This window comes from Acidovorax sp. sic0104, from assembly GCF_019219095.1.
Lineage (GTDB): Bacteria > Pseudomonadota > Gammaproteobacteria > Burkholderiales > Burkholderiaceae_C > Acidovorax.
In genome coordinates, this window is the sequence record NZ_JAHUWH010000012.1 from 77,769 (window position 1) to 91,634 (window position 13,866).

14 protein-coding genes are annotated in these 13,866 nt (G+C 65.9%); 2 read left to right on the forward strand and 12 right to left on the reverse strand.

Annotated features, from left to right (window positions below; all coding sequences use genetic code 11):
* Positions 1 to 131 precede the first annotated feature (131 nt).
* Together KW835_RS18730 and hemN are read right to left on the reverse strand one after the other, a co-directional pair.
* A complete protein-coding gene (locus KW835_RS18730; protein ID WP_218385189.1) occupies positions 132 to 875 on the reverse strand; it encodes a sulfite exporter TauE/SafE family protein in 744 nt (247 codons plus the stop codon).
* 54 nt (positions 876 to 929) lie between these two features.
* A complete protein-coding gene (hemN, locus tag KW835_RS18735) occupies positions 930 to 2,312 on the reverse strand; it encodes an oxygen-independent coproporphyrinogen III oxidase (RefSeq protein WP_218385191.1) in 1,383 nt (460 codons plus the stop codon).
* Between the two features lie 454 nt (positions 2,313 to 2,766).
* On the opposite strand from hemN, the gene fnr reads away from it, so the two are divergent.
* Positions 2,767 to 3,489, forward strand: a complete 723-nt coding sequence (fnr, locus tag KW835_RS18740; protein WP_218385193.1) for a fumarate/nitrate reduction transcriptional regulator Fnr — start codon at positions 2,767 to 2,769, stop codon at positions 3,487 to 3,489.
* A gap of 87 nt (positions 3,490 to 3,576) precedes the next feature.
* On the opposite strand, the gene KW835_RS18745 is transcribed toward fnr, so the two are convergent.
* From KW835_RS18745 to KW835_RS18785, 9 genes are all read right to left on the reverse strand, one after another.
* Positions 3,577 to 3,867 carry a hypothetical protein gene (locus tag KW835_RS18745; RefSeq protein WP_218385195.1) on the reverse strand — a complete coding sequence of 97 codons (291 nt, stop codon included), beginning with the start codon at positions 3,865 to 3,867 and terminating at the stop codon, positions 3,577 to 3,579.
* 72 nt (positions 3,868 to 3,939) lie between these two features.
* The gene (locus KW835_RS18750) at positions 3,940 to 4,242 is read right to left on the reverse strand and encodes a FixH family protein (protein WP_370633648.1); all 303 of its coding nucleotides are present in this window, start codon (positions 4,240 to 4,242) and stop codon (positions 3,940 to 3,942) included.
* Between the two features lie 40 nt (positions 4,243 to 4,282).
* The gene (gene ccoG / locus KW835_RS18755) at positions 4,283 to 5,728 is read right to left on the reverse strand and encodes a cytochrome c oxidase accessory protein CcoG (RefSeq protein WP_218385197.1); all 1,446 of its coding nucleotides are present in this window, start codon (positions 5,726 to 5,728) and stop codon (positions 4,283 to 4,285) included.
* Positions 5,729 to 5,838: 110 nt separating this feature from the next.
* Complete coding sequence (gene ccoP / locus KW835_RS18760) at positions 5,839 to 6,759, reverse strand: cytochrome-c oxidase, cbb3-type subunit III (RefSeq protein WP_218385199.1); 921 nt, start codon at positions 6,757 to 6,759, stop codon at positions 5,839 to 5,841.
* Positions 6,760 to 6,783: 24 nt separating this feature from the next.
* A complete protein-coding gene (locus KW835_RS18765) occupies positions 6,784 to 6,921 on the reverse strand; it encodes a cbb3-type cytochrome c oxidase subunit 3 (protein WP_218385201.1) in 138 nt (45 codons plus the stop codon).
* Positions 6,922 to 6,948: 27 nt separating this feature from the next.
* Positions 6,949 to 7,584, reverse strand: a complete 636-nt coding sequence (gene ccoO, locus KW835_RS18770) for a cytochrome-c oxidase, cbb3-type subunit II (protein ID WP_218385203.1) — start codon at positions 7,582 to 7,584, stop codon at positions 6,949 to 6,951.
* A 17-nt stretch (positions 7,585 to 7,601) separates the two neighbouring features.
* On the reverse strand, positions 7,602 to 9,041 hold the full coding sequence (gene ccoN, locus KW835_RS18775; protein ID WP_218385204.1) for a cytochrome-c oxidase, cbb3-type subunit I: 1,440 nt from the start codon (positions 9,039 to 9,041) through the stop codon (positions 7,602 to 7,604).
* Between the two features lie 64 nt (positions 9,042 to 9,105).
* Positions 9,106 to 9,243 (reverse strand): cbb3-type cytochrome oxidase assembly protein CcoS, encoded by a 138-nt coding sequence (ccoS, locus tag KW835_RS18780; protein ID WP_056169616.1) that lies wholly within the window; start codon positions 9,241 to 9,243, stop codon positions 9,106 to 9,108.
* Complete coding sequence (locus tag KW835_RS18785) at positions 9,243 to 11,678, reverse strand: cation-translocating P-type ATPase (protein WP_218385356.1); 2,436 nt, start codon at positions 11,676 to 11,678, stop codon at positions 9,243 to 9,245. The genes ccoS and KW835_RS18785 overlap by 1 nt, the downstream gene beginning before the upstream one ends.
* A 107-nt stretch (positions 11,679 to 11,785) precedes the next feature.
* Here KW835_RS18785 and KW835_RS18790 point away from each other — a divergent pair, with 107 nt between their 5' ends.
* A complete protein-coding gene (locus KW835_RS18790) occupies positions 11,786 to 12,229 on the forward strand; it encodes a universal stress protein (protein WP_218385209.1) in 444 nt (147 codons plus the stop codon).
* Positions 12,230 to 12,283: 54 nt separating this feature from the next.
* Here KW835_RS18790 and KW835_RS18795 read toward each other — a convergent pair whose 3' ends face one another.
* The gene (locus tag KW835_RS18795; RefSeq protein WP_218385211.1) at positions 12,284 to 13,837 is read right to left on the reverse strand and encodes a malonyl-CoA synthase; all 1,554 of its coding nucleotides are present in this window, start codon (positions 13,835 to 13,837) and stop codon (positions 12,284 to 12,286) included.
* Positions 13,838 to 13,866 lie beyond the last annotated feature (29 nt).

Consider the following 13,866-nt stretch of genomic DNA (forward strand, 5'->3'; position numbering starts at 1 on the left):
TGGGACGCGCCAGCTACCGGGTGTTTACCCTGATGCCAGGGTCCATAGTGCTCCCAAACGCACACGCCGGCCAGACGCGCCCACCGCCAGCCGCCTGCGCCAAGCGCAGGGCCCCGCCGCGCGCGGTGCCGCTAACGACACCAGAGAGAGGGCTTGTAGACAAGGTCCATCCACAGCGCCCAACTGGCTACGGCGCACAGCAGTGCCCCGGCCACGCGCGTGCCCCAATCCGGCCGCAGCCCGTTGAGCCGCGCCTTAACCCGGCCCCAAGCCCAAGGGCCCGCTGCCAGCCAGAGGCCGCTGCCCAGGCCGAACAGCGCCATGGTCAGCGCTCCTTGCAGCGGCCCGCCACTCAGCGCTGCGACCAGCAGGGCCGAGTACAGCAGCCCGCATGGCATCAGTGCCCAGAAGAAACCGGCCCACAGCACGCCAGCGGGCGCGTTGACCAGCGGGCGCACCCGCGCCCAGACGGCACGTCCCGCGCGCTCGACCCACTGCGGCTGGCGCGCCTGAACCATGAGCATCAGGCCCCAGGCCATCACGGCCACGTGCGCGAGTGTCCATGCCGGGCGCAAGGCCATGGTTTGCTGGGTGAACCATGCCAGGCCGTCCATGGCGAATGCCGCCAGGGCACCCGCCAGCGCATAGCCCGCGAGTCGCCCGGCATGAAAAGCCGCAGTGCGCTCGATCACTCCGCCGCGCGCTATCCACCGCACCGGCACGACGGCAGGATCGCCTGTGCGTCCCCCATCCCCCCCCTCGGGGCCTGGCCCCTGCCCCACCAGTGCCCCGCACGGTGCGGAGCACATGGCCAGGCAGTGGGACCCGCCGACGAGTCCCATGAGCAATGCGGTCGAAGCTACCGTGAAAAGCATGATCGGTGAATGCCCGTGAACGCCAGGGTTGCCGGCATGAGCTGCGTACCCGGCTCAGATGATGCGCGAAAACCGCGCTCGGTTGCGATCCGCCTGCAGATAGCGGTCGAACACCATGGCGATGCCGCGCACGAAGAACCAGCCCATCGCGGTGACTTCGATGCCGTCCGCCCGCACCTGTACCAGCCCCTGTCCTGCCATGTCTTCCAGTTGCTCCATTTCCGCAGCGAAGTAGCGGCGAAAGTCGATGAGCCACGCCTGCTCCAGCGGTTCGAACAAAAGTTCGCCCTGGCACATCAGCGCCATGATGACGGCGCGGCGCACCAGGTCGTCACGGGTCAGCGCCAGCCCGCGCACCACCGGCAGGCGGCCCTGGTTCAGGAAGTCGTAGTACTCGTCCAGGGTCTTGGCATTTTGGCTGTAGGTGGCGCCCACGCGCCCGATGGCAGAAACGCCCAGGCCGATCAGATCGCAGTCGGGCTGGGTGCTGTAGCCCTGGAAATTGCGGTGCAGCCGCCCCTGCCGCTTGGCCACGGCCAGCGCGTCGTCAGGCAGCGCGAAGTGGTCCATGCCCACGTACACGTAGCCTGCAGCCATGAAGGCTTCGAGTGAGCGCGACAGCATCGAGACCTTGGCCCCGCCCATGGGCAGCTCCGCCGGCACGATGCGCCGCTGCGGCTTGAAGCGCTCGGGCAGGTGGGCATAGGCATACAGGGCAATACGGTCGGGCCTGAGCTGCACCACCTGGGCCAGCGTGCGGTCGAACGACTCGGGGGTCTGGCGCGGCAGGCCGTAGATGAGATCGACGTTGATCGACTCGAAGCCCAGGGCCCGGGCTGACTCCACCAGCGAGAACACCTGCTCGGCGGGCTGGATGCGGTGCACCGCCTTCTGCACCTCGGGGTCGAAGTCCTGCACCCCGAAACTCAGCCGGTTGAATCCCAGCTCGGCCAGCACGGCCAGGCGCTGGGCATCCACCGTGCGCGGGTCCACCTCGATCGAGTACTCGCCGCCGGGCGCCAGTGTGAAGCTGCGCTTGAGCATGGCCATGAGCTCGCGCAAGCCGTCGTCCGTGAGGAACGTGGGCGAGCCGCCGCCCAGGTGCAGTTGGCTCACCACCTGGCCCGTGCCGCAGTGTGCGGTGTGCAGGTCGATCTCGCGACTCAGGTAACGCAAGTAGACGTCGGCACGGTCATGGTGCTTGGTGATGATTTTGTTGCACGCGCAGTAGTAGCACAGCGACTCGCAGAACGGAATGTGCACATACAGCGACAGCGGCAGCGCCTTGGCGGCCGTGCCCATGCGGCGCTGCTCCAGCGCCAGGATGTAATCCTCGTGGCCGAAGGCTTCCACGAAACGGTCGGCCGTGGGGTAGGAGGTATAGCGGGGCCCTGGCACATCGAAGCGGCGCAGCAGCTCGGGCGAAACAGCGGTCATGGGGAGTATCCTTGCTTAGAACCTGTTCGAAGCCTTTTCCGGGTCGTGCTGCGGCGCAATCAGGATGAGTTGATGCTTCGGGTGCGCCGCATGGGCTCATGCCCTTGCAAGCAACCGAGGCATTCAATCGCCCGATTTCGCCCCAACCCTTCGCGCAAGTGCCTTGCCGGGCGGTCTGCGGCGTTGCGGCGCCTGTGGATAGCCTTGCTATCCATGGCGCACCTCGCCTAACATCCCATCCCGGCAAGGCACTTGCGCGACCCCGAAAAGGCTTTGAACAGGTTCTTACCGTTGACTGTGCCGTAAGCCGCCCCCCACGTCCTTGATCCACGTCAAGTGATTGATCAGGCCGACCAGCGACAATTTGATGCATGTCAGTCGCCGATCCCCGCTCCGAAGGTGATCCCTCGCCATCCATCGGGCAGCACGCCCGGTACCTAACCTGCAAGTGCCTATGAACCCGCTCACCATGAAAGTCGCCTGCTCCAATTGCAATCTGCGGGAGCTGTGCATGCCTGTCGGCCTGAGTGATGACCAACTGCAACGCATCGATGATGTCGTGGCCACGCGCCGCAAGGTCAAGCGCGGCGCCACGCTGTTCCGCAATGGCGAGACCTTCACCTCCCTCTACGCCATCCGCACGGGCTTCTTCAAGACCTGCGTGGCCACCGAGGACGGGCGCGACCAGGTCACGGGGTTCCAGATGGCCGGGGAGATCATCGGCCTGGACGGCATCGTGAACGACCACCACACCTGCGATGCCGTCGCGCTGGAAGATGCCGAAGTCTGCGTGATGCCGTTTGACCGCATCGAGGAGCTCTCGCGCGAGGTCACGGCCTTGCAGCACCACGTGCACAAGATCATGAGCCGCGAGATCGTGCGCGAGCACGGCGTGATGCTGCTTCTGGGCAGCATGCGCGCCGAGGAGCGTTTGGCGGCCTTCCTCTTGAACCTGGTACAGCGCCTGCATGCACGGGGCTTCTCGCAGTCCGAGCTGGTGCTGCGCATGACACGCGAGGAGATCGGCAGCTACCTGGGCCTCAAGCTTGAGACGGTGAGCCGCACATTCTCCAAGTTCGTGGAAGAAGGCATCGTCGAAGTCAAGCAGCGCCATGTGCGCATCCTCGATACCGACGCGCTCAAGCGGATCGTGAACAGCCAGCAAGCCTGCCACTGAGACGTCCCCATCTGCACTTTTGCGCCGGCTTCGAGCCGGCGCTTGCCTTTGGGCCCTTGCATTTCTCCGGGCAAGATCCGCTGCCCATCAGGAGCAGGACGTCTTGCGGCAGTCGTCCGGGCGCTCCCCCTGTGGCACGGGGCAGCGGTTCAGTTCGAACGGCGACATGGCCAGCAGCGTGGTCAGGGCGCTCGAGGCCATGGTGACGGCCCAGAACGCGAAAAACGCCAGCGTGTAGACGCCCTCCCGCGACAGCGCCAAGGGCTGGCCGAACCAGTGCAGGTCGTGCGGATCGACCATCGCGAACACCAGCATCTCCAGCAGACCGGCCATCAGAAAGGCGGGCCAGGCAATCCACATCAGGCGTTGCGTCCACATCGTTGTATCTCCTCGTCGGTGCAGGAGCGCCCAGCTGGACACATCCAGCATGCGCGCCGCGCGGGGTCGGTCTTATCGTGGTTGATCCTGGACAGGAGTGGCTGCATGGTTGCGGCCCTTGACCGCCGGCGCCAGACTCTTCTCGGGGTTGGCCAGTGTCTTGTTGATTTCGATGCCCTGCCGGTAGTAGTCCTCCGCCACCACCGGGTCAGGCCGCGAGATGGCCAGCCACAGCGTGACGAAGCCGGCCACGATCACGATGGCCGGGCCGGCAATGATGAGCCAGACGTGGCCGAACCTCCACCACGGAGCGGCAGCGGGCGCGGCACCGGGGCCTGTGGAAGCGGCGGGGCCCATGGCGGGATTCGATGGCATGTCAACACTCCTTGAAAATCTTGTCGGTCGTCGCACAGGCTCAGCGCGGCACCAGAAAAACGGACTTCTCCGTCACGTGGGCTGCCGCGCCCAGGGCCTGCACATCGAACTGCACCGCATGCGAGCCAGGCGGCGCCGACCCATACGGTATCTGCAGCCGCACCGCCACCCAGCGGGATTCGGCGGGCCCTATGTCCACCTCGGCATCCGAGGCCACTTCGAGCGCGGTCAGCCCGCGGGCGGTGATGCGGTAGCGCTGCAGCCCCTCGGTCGCATTCATGATCTGCAGGCGGTAGATGTTCTCGAGCTTGCCCCCCGCCACGATGCGCGAGAGGGCTGCACGGTCGCGCACCACATCCACTTTCAGTGGCGTGCGCGTGACCAGGCTGGCCAACATGACAAGGCACAGCGCAGCCAGGACGGCGGTGTAGACCAGCACCCTCGGGCGCAGCACCCGGCGCAGCATCTGCGACTGGCTCCAGCGCCCGGCCACGCCGTTCTGCGTGGAATAGCGAATGAGCCCGCGCGGGTATTGCATCTTGTCCATCACGGTGTTGCAGGCGTCCACGCAAAGACCGCAGCCGATGCACTCGTACTGCAGCCCGTTGCGGATGTCGATGCCCACCGGACACACCTGCACGCACAACGAGCAGTCGATGCAGTCGCCCAGCCCCTGGGCCCTGTAGTCGATACCTTTCCTGCGCGGGCCGCGCGGCTCGCCCCGCTCGGGGTCGTAGCTCACGATCAGCGTGTCCTTGTCGAACATCGCGCTTTGAAAGCGCGCATACGGACACATGTACTTGCAGACCTGCTCGCGCATGTAGCCAGCATTGCCATAGGTGGCAAAGCCATAGAACAGCACCCAGAAGATCTGCCAGCTGCCCGTGAACGCCAACAGTTCGCGACCCAGTTCGCGGATGGGCACGAAGTAGCCCACGAAGGTGAAGCCGGTCCACAGCGCCACGGCAATCCACACCAGTTGCTTGAGGGCCTTTTTGCCAACCTTCTCGGCCGTCCAGGGGCCTTTGTCGAGCCGCAGCCGCGCACTGCGGTCGCCTTCGATCTTGTGCTCGATCCACATGAACATCTCGGTGTACACGGTCTGCGGGCATGCGAACCCGCACCACAGCCGCCCTGCCACCGCGGTGAACAGGAACAGCGAAAGCGCCGAGATGATGAGCAGGCCCGTGAGGTAGATGAAGTCCTGCGGATACAGCACAAGCCCGAAGATGTAGAACCTCCGCGCGCCCAGGTCGAACAGCACCATCTGGCGCTGCCCCCATTCGAACCACGGCAGCCCGTAGAAAACGATCTGAGTGAGGAACACCATCGCCCAGCGCCAGCGCGCGAACACGCCGCTGATGGAGCGGGGGTAGATCTTCTTTTGCGCTTCGTACAGCGAGACGATCTCGCCCTGCGACGAGGCATCGGCGGCTATCGGTGCGATGGGGATGACCTTGCGAGCGGGCTCGCTGGGTGGCTTCATGGTGGGGCTCGTAGTGCTGGCTGCTGGGACTGGAGGGTTCTGGCTGGCTGGAGGAAGCTTTCAAGTACCGGGCAGAGCCAACGCTCCGCCCGGTGCCCGGATGGACAACGCTACTTGGCCGCAGCTGCCACCTGCTTGCCCGACAAACTCCAGACGTACGCCGAGAGCACGCCGATCTGCGCTTCGGTCAGCTTGTCCGCCTGGGCGGGCATCTGGTTGGCCTTGCCGTTGTTGATCATGGCGGTGATGGCGGCTTCCCCCCAGCCATGCAGCCAGATGTCATCGGTCAGGTTGGGCGCGCCCAGGGCCTGGTTGCCCTTGCCATCCATGCCGTGGCAGGCCGCGCAGGCGCCGAACTTGGACTTGCCCAGCGATGCACGCAGCGAGTCGTGCGGGCTGCCCGACAGACTCAGCACGTAGTGCGACAAATTGCGCACATCCTCCGGCGTGCCCACTGCAGCTGCCATCGGGGGCATGGTGCCGATGCGGCCCTGCGCGATGGTCTCGCGGATCTTCTCGGGCGTGCCGCCGTGCAGCCAGTCGCCGTCGGCAAGATTGGGAAATCCCTTGCTGCCCCGTGCGTCCGAGCCATGGCACTGCGCGCAGTTGTTCATGAACAAGCGCTCTCCGATGGCCTGGGCCTGCGGGTCCTTGGCAACGTCCTCCGGCTTCATCGAGGCGAAGCGGGCGTACAGCGGCTCCAGCTCGGCCTTGGCCTTGGCCATCTCGGCCTCGTACTCGCCCTTTTGCGTCCAGTTGAGCTTGCCATTGAAGCTGCCCAGACCCGGATAGGCCGCAAGGTATGCCAGGCCGAACACGATGGTTATCACGAACAGCCACACCCACCACCTCGGCAGGGGGTTGTTCATCTCGACCAGGTCCTCGTCCCAGACGTGGCCGGTGGTGTTGTCGGCGGTGGCCACGACCTTCTTGCGGCCCGCCATCCACAGCAGGATGCCGCAGGCGACGATGCCGACAAGGGTCAGCGTGGTCACAAAGACCGACCAGAAATTGCTGGTGAAGTCACTCATGGGTTGTTCTCGTTCTGGTGAAGGTCAATCTTGGTCGAACGGCAGCCGCGCTGCCTCGTCGAACCGGGCCTTGTTGCGGCCCATGTACGCCCAGACCCAGATACCGATGAAGCAAACCATCGATGCCAGGGTGGCGACGATGCGCATGGTGGTGATGTCCATGGCGAATCTCCTTGGGTTCTGAGTTGCTTACTTGAGCGCGCGGCCCATGACTTGCAGGTAGGCGACCAAAGCATCGAGCTCGGTCTTGCCCTTCACATCGGCGGCGGCGGCAGATATCTGCTCGTCGGTGTAGGGAACACCGACTGTGCGCAGCGCCTTCATGCGGGGTGCCACGCTGGCGGGCTCGACTGCAGTCTTCTCCAGCCAAGGATAGGCGGGCATGTTGGACTCGGGCACCACGTCGCGCGGGTTGTTCAGGTGGATGCGATGCCACTCGTCGCTGTACTTGCCGCCCACGCGGTGCAGGTCGGGGCCGGTGCGCTTGCTGCCCCACTGAAAGGGGTGGTCATACACGAACTCGCCGGCTACCGAGTAGTGGCCGTAGCGCAGCGTCTCGGCACGGAAGGGGCGGATCATCTGCGAGTGGCAGTTGTAGCAACCTTCACGGATGTAGATGTCGCGCCCCACCAGCTGCGTGGCGGTGTAGGGCTCCACGCCCTTGACGGCCTCGGTCGTGGACTTCTGGAAGAACAGTGGGACGATCTCCACCAGGCCGCCAATGGCGATCACCAGCAGGATCAGCACGATCATCAGGAAGTTGTTGGTCTCCACCTTCTCGTGGGAGAAGCCGGTGGAAGAAGAAGAGTTGTTGTTGTTGGACATGAATAGACTCCTTCGGCTCAGGCGTGGGCGGCATTCACGGCAGGAATGGCCACCTTGACCGAACGGCCCGAGATGGCGGTGAGCCACACGTTCCAGGCCATCACGACCATGCCGCCCAGGTACAGAAGGCCGCCAGCGACACGGATCACATAGAAGGGATAGGTCGCCTTCACGCTCTCGACGAAGGTGTAGGTGAGCGTGCCGTCAGGGTTGATGGCGCGCCACATCAGGCCCTGCATCACACCGGCGATCCACATCGCGGCGATGTACAGCACGATGCCGATCGTGGCCATCCAGAAGTGCAGCTCGATCGCCTTGATGGAGTGCATCTTTTCGCGGCCGAACAGGCGGGGCACCAGGTAGTACAGCGAGCCCATCGAGATCAGGCCCACCCAGCCCAGCGCGCCGGAGTGCACGTGGCCCACCGTCCAGTCGGTGTAGTGGCTCAGGGCATTGACGGTCTTGATGGACATCATCGGGCCTTCGAACGTGGACATTCCGTAGAACGACAGCGACACGATCAGGAAGCGCAGGATGGGGTCATCGCGCAGCTTGTGCCATGCGCCGGACAGCGTCATCACGCCGTTGATCATCCCGCCCCAGCTGGGGGCCAGCAGGATCAGCGAGAAAACCATGCCCACCGATTGCGTCCAGTCCGGCAGCGCGGTGTAGTGCAGATGGTGGGGGCCGGCCCACATGTAGGTGAAGATCAGCGCCCAGAAGTGCACGATGGACAGGCGGTAGCTGTACACCGGGCGGCCGGCCTGCTTGGGGATGAAGTAGTACATCATCCCGAGAAAGCCTGCCGTGAGGAAGAAGCCCACCGCGTTGTGTCCGTACCACCACTGCACCATGGCGTCCTGCACGCCGGCATAGGCCGAATAGCTCTTCATGAACCCCGCCGGGATGGCCGCGCTGTTGACCACGTGCAGCAGCGCCACCGCCAGGATGAACGCGCCGAAGAACCAGTTGGCCACGTAGATGTGCTTGACCTTGCGCACACCGATGGTGCCGAAGAACACGATGGCATAGGACACCCACACCAGCGTGATCAGGATGTCGATGGGCCATTCGAGTTCAGCGTATTCCTTGCCGGACGTGTAGCCCATCGGCAGGCTGATGGCCGCCGCCACGATGACCAGTTGCCAGCCCCAGAACGTGAAGGCCGCCAGCGGCCCCGCGAACAGACGCACCTGGCTCGTGCGCTGCACGACGTAGTAGCTGGTGGCGAACAGCGCGCAACCGCCGAATGCGAAGATCACCGCGTTGGTGTGCAGCGGGCGCAAGCGTCCGTAGCTGAGCCAGGGAATGCCGAAATTGAGCTCGGGCCAGGCCAGCTGGGCGGCGATCACTACGCCCACCAGCATGCCAATCACCCCCCAGACCACGGCCATGATCGAGAACTGCCGCACCACGGTGTCGTTGTAGTGCGCAGCCACTGTTTTTGGAGAATCCATCGGGCACCTCTTATTAATGCAGTCAGAGTTTGTTGCAGCCGGCCTTCGGGGGCATTGACACAAGTCAATCGTCCCGGAGAATCCGCTCGCCTTCCTGTTCGACGCTCTCGAATTGGCCGTGGTGGACGGCCCACCACAGGCCCGCCAGCACCATCAGCACAAGCACCACTGACAAGGGGATCAACAGGTAAAGGATGTCCATCAGGCGGGCTCCAGGGTGTGGGAGGCCCGGGGCACGGCCGATTGCCCCACGGCCCCAGGTGCATCAATGCCAAGTTCGGCCAATGGCGGCAGGCCCCGCGCCAGCCGCGCGGCGTTGAGCACCACCAGCAGCGAGCTCAGAGCCATGCCCAGCCCGGCCAGCCATGCAGGCATCCAGCCCGCCACTGCCAGCGGCACACACAGCGCGTTGTAGCCCGCCGCCCACCACAGGTTCTGGCGCACCACGCGCAGGGTGCGGCGCGCCAGCAGCACGGTCTGCGGCACCAATGCCAGGCTGTCGCCCAGCACCACGAAATCGGCCCGCGACTGCGCAAGGGGCACCGCCCGCCCGAAGGCGAACGACACGTGGGCGCCGGCCAGTACCGGGCCATCGTTCAATCCGTCGCCCACCATGGCAACGTGGCGGCCCAGGGACTGCAGCGCCTGCAGCGCTCCGAGCTTGCCCTGCGGCGTGCATTCGCCCAGCGCCTGCGCAATGCCCGCCTGCTCGGCCACGTGCCGCACGGAGGCAGCGCGGTCGCCCGACAGCAGCTCGACCGCTACGCCTTGCCGCGCCAGGGCACGCACCACACCGGCCGCCTCGGGGCGAAGGTCTTCCACCAGATCGAAGCGCGCCAGCACCTGCGGCGCGGCGTTGTCGCACTGCGCGGACAGGACGACCTGGAGCCCCTCACCCGCCAGGTGCGGCAGCGCCACGCCCGCATGCACGGCCGAGCCCAGGCGCAGCATGCGCGGTGGCTGGCCTTTGGCGTGCAAGGTGGCCGTCAGCCCCCGGCCAGCCTCTTCCTCGATGGCCTGCACGGCCCACGGGCCAGGCTCGGCCTTGGCGGCGGATGCCGCCGCCACCAGCGCCCGCGATGCCGGGTGCATGGACTGGGCGGCCATGGTGGCCGCCAGGCCCAGCACCTGCTCCACCGTCCAGCCCGGGGCAGTGTGCACCGCAGAGAGCGCCATGCCGTCACGGGTGAGCGTGCCGGTCTTGTCGAACACCAGCGTGTCCACCGCCGCCAAGGCCTCCAGGCCCTGCAGATTGCGCACCAGCACGCCATGGCGCGCCAGGGTGCCCGCCGCCGTCAGCATGGCCACGGGCGTGGCCAGCGACAGCGCGCAGGGGCAGGTCACGATGAGCACGGCCACACCGACCATGAGTGCGTGGCCCGGGTCCGACGGCCACCACCACGCCACAGCCAGGCCTGCGGCCAGCAACACCGCCACCAGAAAAGGACGTGCGATGCGGTCAGCCAGTTGCGCCAGGCGCGGCTTCTGCAGCGAAGCGCTTTCCATCAGTGCCACGATCTGCGCGAAGCGGGTCTGCGCCCCCGTTCCCTCCACCAGCACCTGCACGGGCGACTGCAGGTTGTAGCTGCCCGCGGTCACCGTGCTGCCCCGTGGGCGTGCCACTGGGGTGGACTCGCCGGTGATCAGCGCCTCGTCGGCGTGGGTGCTGCCTTGCAGGATGCGTCCGTCGGCCGGAAACGCCTCGCCCGGCAGCACGCGCACCACGTCGCCGGGCACGAGGCGGCGCGTCGCCACACGGGTGAACGTGCCGTCCGCACCGCGCCGCTCCACGCTGTCGGGCAGGCGGTTCATCACCGCCTCCAGCGCACCGGCCGTGCGGTCGCGCAGGCGCAGTTCCAGCCAGCGCCCAGTGAGCAGGAAAAACACGAACATCGTGAGCGAGTCGTAGTACACCTCGCGCCCGAAGATGCCTGCGGGGTCGAACGTGCCCGCCGTGCTGACCAGGAAGGTGATGGCCATGCCCAACGCCACCGGCAGGTCCATGCTCACGCGGCGCCGGCGCACGTCGTGCAGGGCGCTGGCAAAGAACGGCCCGCAGGAGAACACCACCATGGGCAGGGTGATGACCCAGGACGCCCAGCGCAGGAGCTGCTCCATCTCGCCAGTCAGGTCGCCTGGCTCGGCCACGTAGGCCGGCCACGCATACATCATCACCTGCATCATGCAAAAGCCAGCCACAAGCCAGCGCCACAGCGCGCGCCGGCTTTCGCGCTGGCGCTGCTCGCGTGCGAATGCGTCCATGGCAGGCATGGCACGGTAGCCCGCCCTGTCCACCGCTGCCATCCACTGTGAAGGCCGCGCATGGGCGGGGTGCCATACCACGCGCGCCCTGCGCGTGGCGGCGCTCACGTCGGCCTGCTTCACGCCCGGCACGGCGCGCAATGCGTCCTCGATGGTCAACGCGCAAGCCGCGCAGTGCATGCCCTCGAGCACCACATGCGACTCCCACGCACAGGTGGCGGGGTCTTGCGCAGCGCCGCCGCCCTCGGTGCACGGCCGGCCGAAGGCCGACCACTCCTGTGGATCGTCCAGCAACAGCGTCGGCGTTGCAGACACCGCGCTCGTGGCGTTGGGCGGATGCGCCGGGGATGAAGCCTGCGCATCGGGTCGAAACATTGACATGGTTCAAGCCTATCGCCCGGGTCCGACAGGCACATTGACCTGGATCAAGCCCCGGAACATGATTCATCCTAAGCTCATTGCATCACTTCGAGGAGCCTTTTATGTACAAACGCATCCTGATCGCCACCGATGGGTCGCCACTGTCGAACAAGGCGGTGGACCATGGCCTGGCCCTGGCTGCACTGTCGGGCGCTACCGTAATCGCCCTCAAGGTGGTGCCCCGCTACCCGCGCAGCTATTTCGAGGGCGGCGTGCCGGTGGACCTGAACGACGCCAAGCGGATCGAAGCGCAATGGGCATCTGCCGCCCAGGTGATGGTGGATCGTGTGAAGGCCGAGGGCGGCGCCCAGGGCGTCACCGTCAAGCCGGTGGTTGCCAAATCCGACCTGGTGGCAGAAGCCGTGATTTCCGCCGCCAAGAAGCACAAGTGCGAGCTGATCGTGATGGCCTCGCACGGCCGCAAGGGAATCAAGCGCCTGCTGCTGGGCAGCGAGACCCAGCACGTGCTGACGCATTCGCACATCCCTGTGCTGGTGCTGCGCTGAAGGCAGCTGGCAGCCCGGCTCACGGGCCGGGCTTTGCGGACAAGGAACCGAGGGTCAGGCGAACAAGCCCTTGTGCTGGTCGCGCAGCAGGTTTTTCTGAACCTTGCCCATGGTGTTGCGCGGCAGCTCGGTGGCGACGAAGCAGCGCTTGGGGATCTTGAAGTTGGCCAGCTGTGTCTTGAGCTTGGCCACGATGGCGTCTCCGTCGAGCTGCGCACCGGGTTTGGCAATCACCACCGCCACGCCGACTTCACCGAAGTCCGGGTGGGGCACGCCCACCAGGGCGCTCTCGGCCACGCCGGGCATGTCGTTGATGTAGCCCTCGATCTCCGCGGGGTAGACGTTGTAGCCGCCGCTGATGATCAGGTCCTTGCTGCGGCCCACGATGCTGATGTAGTCGCGCTCATCGACCTTGCCCACGTCGCCGGTCTTGAACCAGCCGTCGGCAGTGAACTCTTCGGCCGTCTTCTCTGGCATGCGCCAGTAGCCTTTGAACACGTTGGGGCCTTTCACTTGAATGGCGCCGATCTCGCCCACGGGCAGCGGCTTGTTGGCGTCATCCACCACGCGCAGGCCCACGCCGGGCAGCGCAAAGCCCACGGTGGCGCCGCGCCGCTCGGTCTGCCCGCCATGGCGTGCATCGGCCGCATAGGGGTTGGACGTGAGCATGATGGTCTCGCTCATGCCGTAGCGCTCCAGGATGGTGTGGCCGGTGCGCTGCTGCCATTCGTTGAAGGTCTCGATGAGCAGCGGCGCGGAGCCCGCGACGAACAGGCGCATGTTCTTGGCAGCGTCCCGGGTCAGGCCCGGCTCGGCCAGCAAGCGCACGTACAGCGTGGGCACGCCCATGAAGACGGTGGCGCGGCGCATGGCGGCCAGCACCGCCCTGGGGTCGAACTTGGCGAACCAGATCATCTTGCTGCCGTTGATGAGCGCACCGTGGATGGCCACGAACAGGCCGTGCACGTGGAAGATCGGCAGTGCGTGGATGAGCACGTCCCCGCTCTTCCAGCCCCAGTAGTCCTTGAGCACCTGCGCATTGGACAACAGGTTGCCGTGGGTGAGCATCGCGCCCTTGCTACGGCCCGTGGTGCCGCTGGTGTACAGGATGGCGGCCAGATCGTCGGCCGACTTGTTCACCGGCGTGTGCGCATCGCTGTGCTGCGCGGCGCGCTCCAGCAGACTGCCCGTGCGGTCGTCGCCGAGTGTGAACACATGGCCTGTGCCCTGGGTGAACGCGATCTTGCTGACCCAGCCGAAGTTGCCGGGTGTGCAGACCACCACGGCAGGCTCGGCATTGCCGATGAAGTATTCGATCTCAGCGCTCTGGTAGGCAGTGTTGAGCGGCAGGAACACGTAGCCCGCGCGCAGCGTGGCGAGGTACAGCAGCATGGCCTCGACCGATTTTTCGACCTGCACGGCCACGCGGCTGCCCTCGGGCAGCTTCAGCGATGCGAGCAGGTTGGCAATGCGGGCGCTCGCGCGCTCCAGGTCGTCCCAGCTGTAGACCAGCTCGGTGCCGTCCGGCGCCGTGGTTTCCACGGCGGCGCTGGCAAGGTCGGAGGGAAAGGCGGCGCGCAGCGCGCAGAAAAGGTTGTTTTGGCTCATGGCAGTCTGTCAGGCTGGTTGATCGTTTT

Bases quoted from the DNA above. Each gene is read 5' to 3' on its own strand.
- ccoP (WP_218385199.1), bottom strand. From the start codon at position 6,759: ATGAGTGACTTCACCAGCAATTTCTGGTCGGTCTTTGTGACCACGCTG.
- KW835_RS18785 (WP_218385356.1), bottom strand. From the start codon at position 11,678: ATGTTTCGACCCGATGCGCAGGCTTCATCCCCGGCGCATCCGCCCAAC.
- ccoS (WP_056169616.1), bottom strand. From the start codon at position 9,243: ATGGACATCCTTTACCTGTTGATCCCCTTGTCAGTGGTGCTTGTGCTG.
- KW835_RS18795 (WP_218385211.1), bottom strand. From the start codon at position 13,837: ATGAGCCAAAACAACCTTTTCTGCGCGCTGCGCGCCGCCTTTCCCTCC.
- fnr (WP_218385193.1), top strand. From the start codon at position 2,767: ATGAACCCGCTCACCATGAAAGTCGCCTGCTCCAATTGCAATCTGCGG.
- KW835_RS18730 (WP_218385189.1), bottom strand. From the start codon at position 875: ATGCTTTTCACGGTAGCTTCGACCGCATTGCTCATGGGACTCGTCGGC.
- hemN (WP_218385191.1), bottom strand. From the start codon at position 2,312: ATGACCGCTGTTTCGCCCGAGCTGCTGCGCCGCTTCGATGTGCCAGGG.
- ccoG (WP_218385197.1), bottom strand. From the start codon at position 5,728: ATGAAGCCACCCAGCGAGCCCGCTCGCAAGGTCATCCCCATCGCACCG.
- KW835_RS18750 (WP_370633648.1), bottom strand. From the start codon at position 4,242: ATGCCATCGAATCCCGCCATGGGCCCCGCCGCTTCCACAGGCCCCGGT.
- KW835_RS18745 (WP_218385195.1), bottom strand. From the start codon at position 3,867: ATGTGGACGCAACGCCTGATGTGGATTGCCTGGCCCGCCTTTCTGATG.
- ccoN (WP_218385204.1), bottom strand. From the start codon at position 9,041: ATGGATTCTCCAAAAACAGTGGCTGCGCACTACAACGACACCGTGGTG.
- ccoO (WP_218385203.1), bottom strand. From the start codon at position 7,584: ATGTCCAACAACAACAACTCTTCTTCTTCCACCGGCTTCTCCCACGAG.
- KW835_RS18790 (WP_218385209.1), top strand. From the start codon at position 11,786: ATGTACAAACGCATCCTGATCGCCACCGATGGGTCGCCACTGTCGAAC.
- KW835_RS18765 (WP_218385201.1), bottom strand. From the start codon at position 6,921: ATGGACATCACCACCATGCGCATCGTCGCCACCCTGGCATCGATGGTT.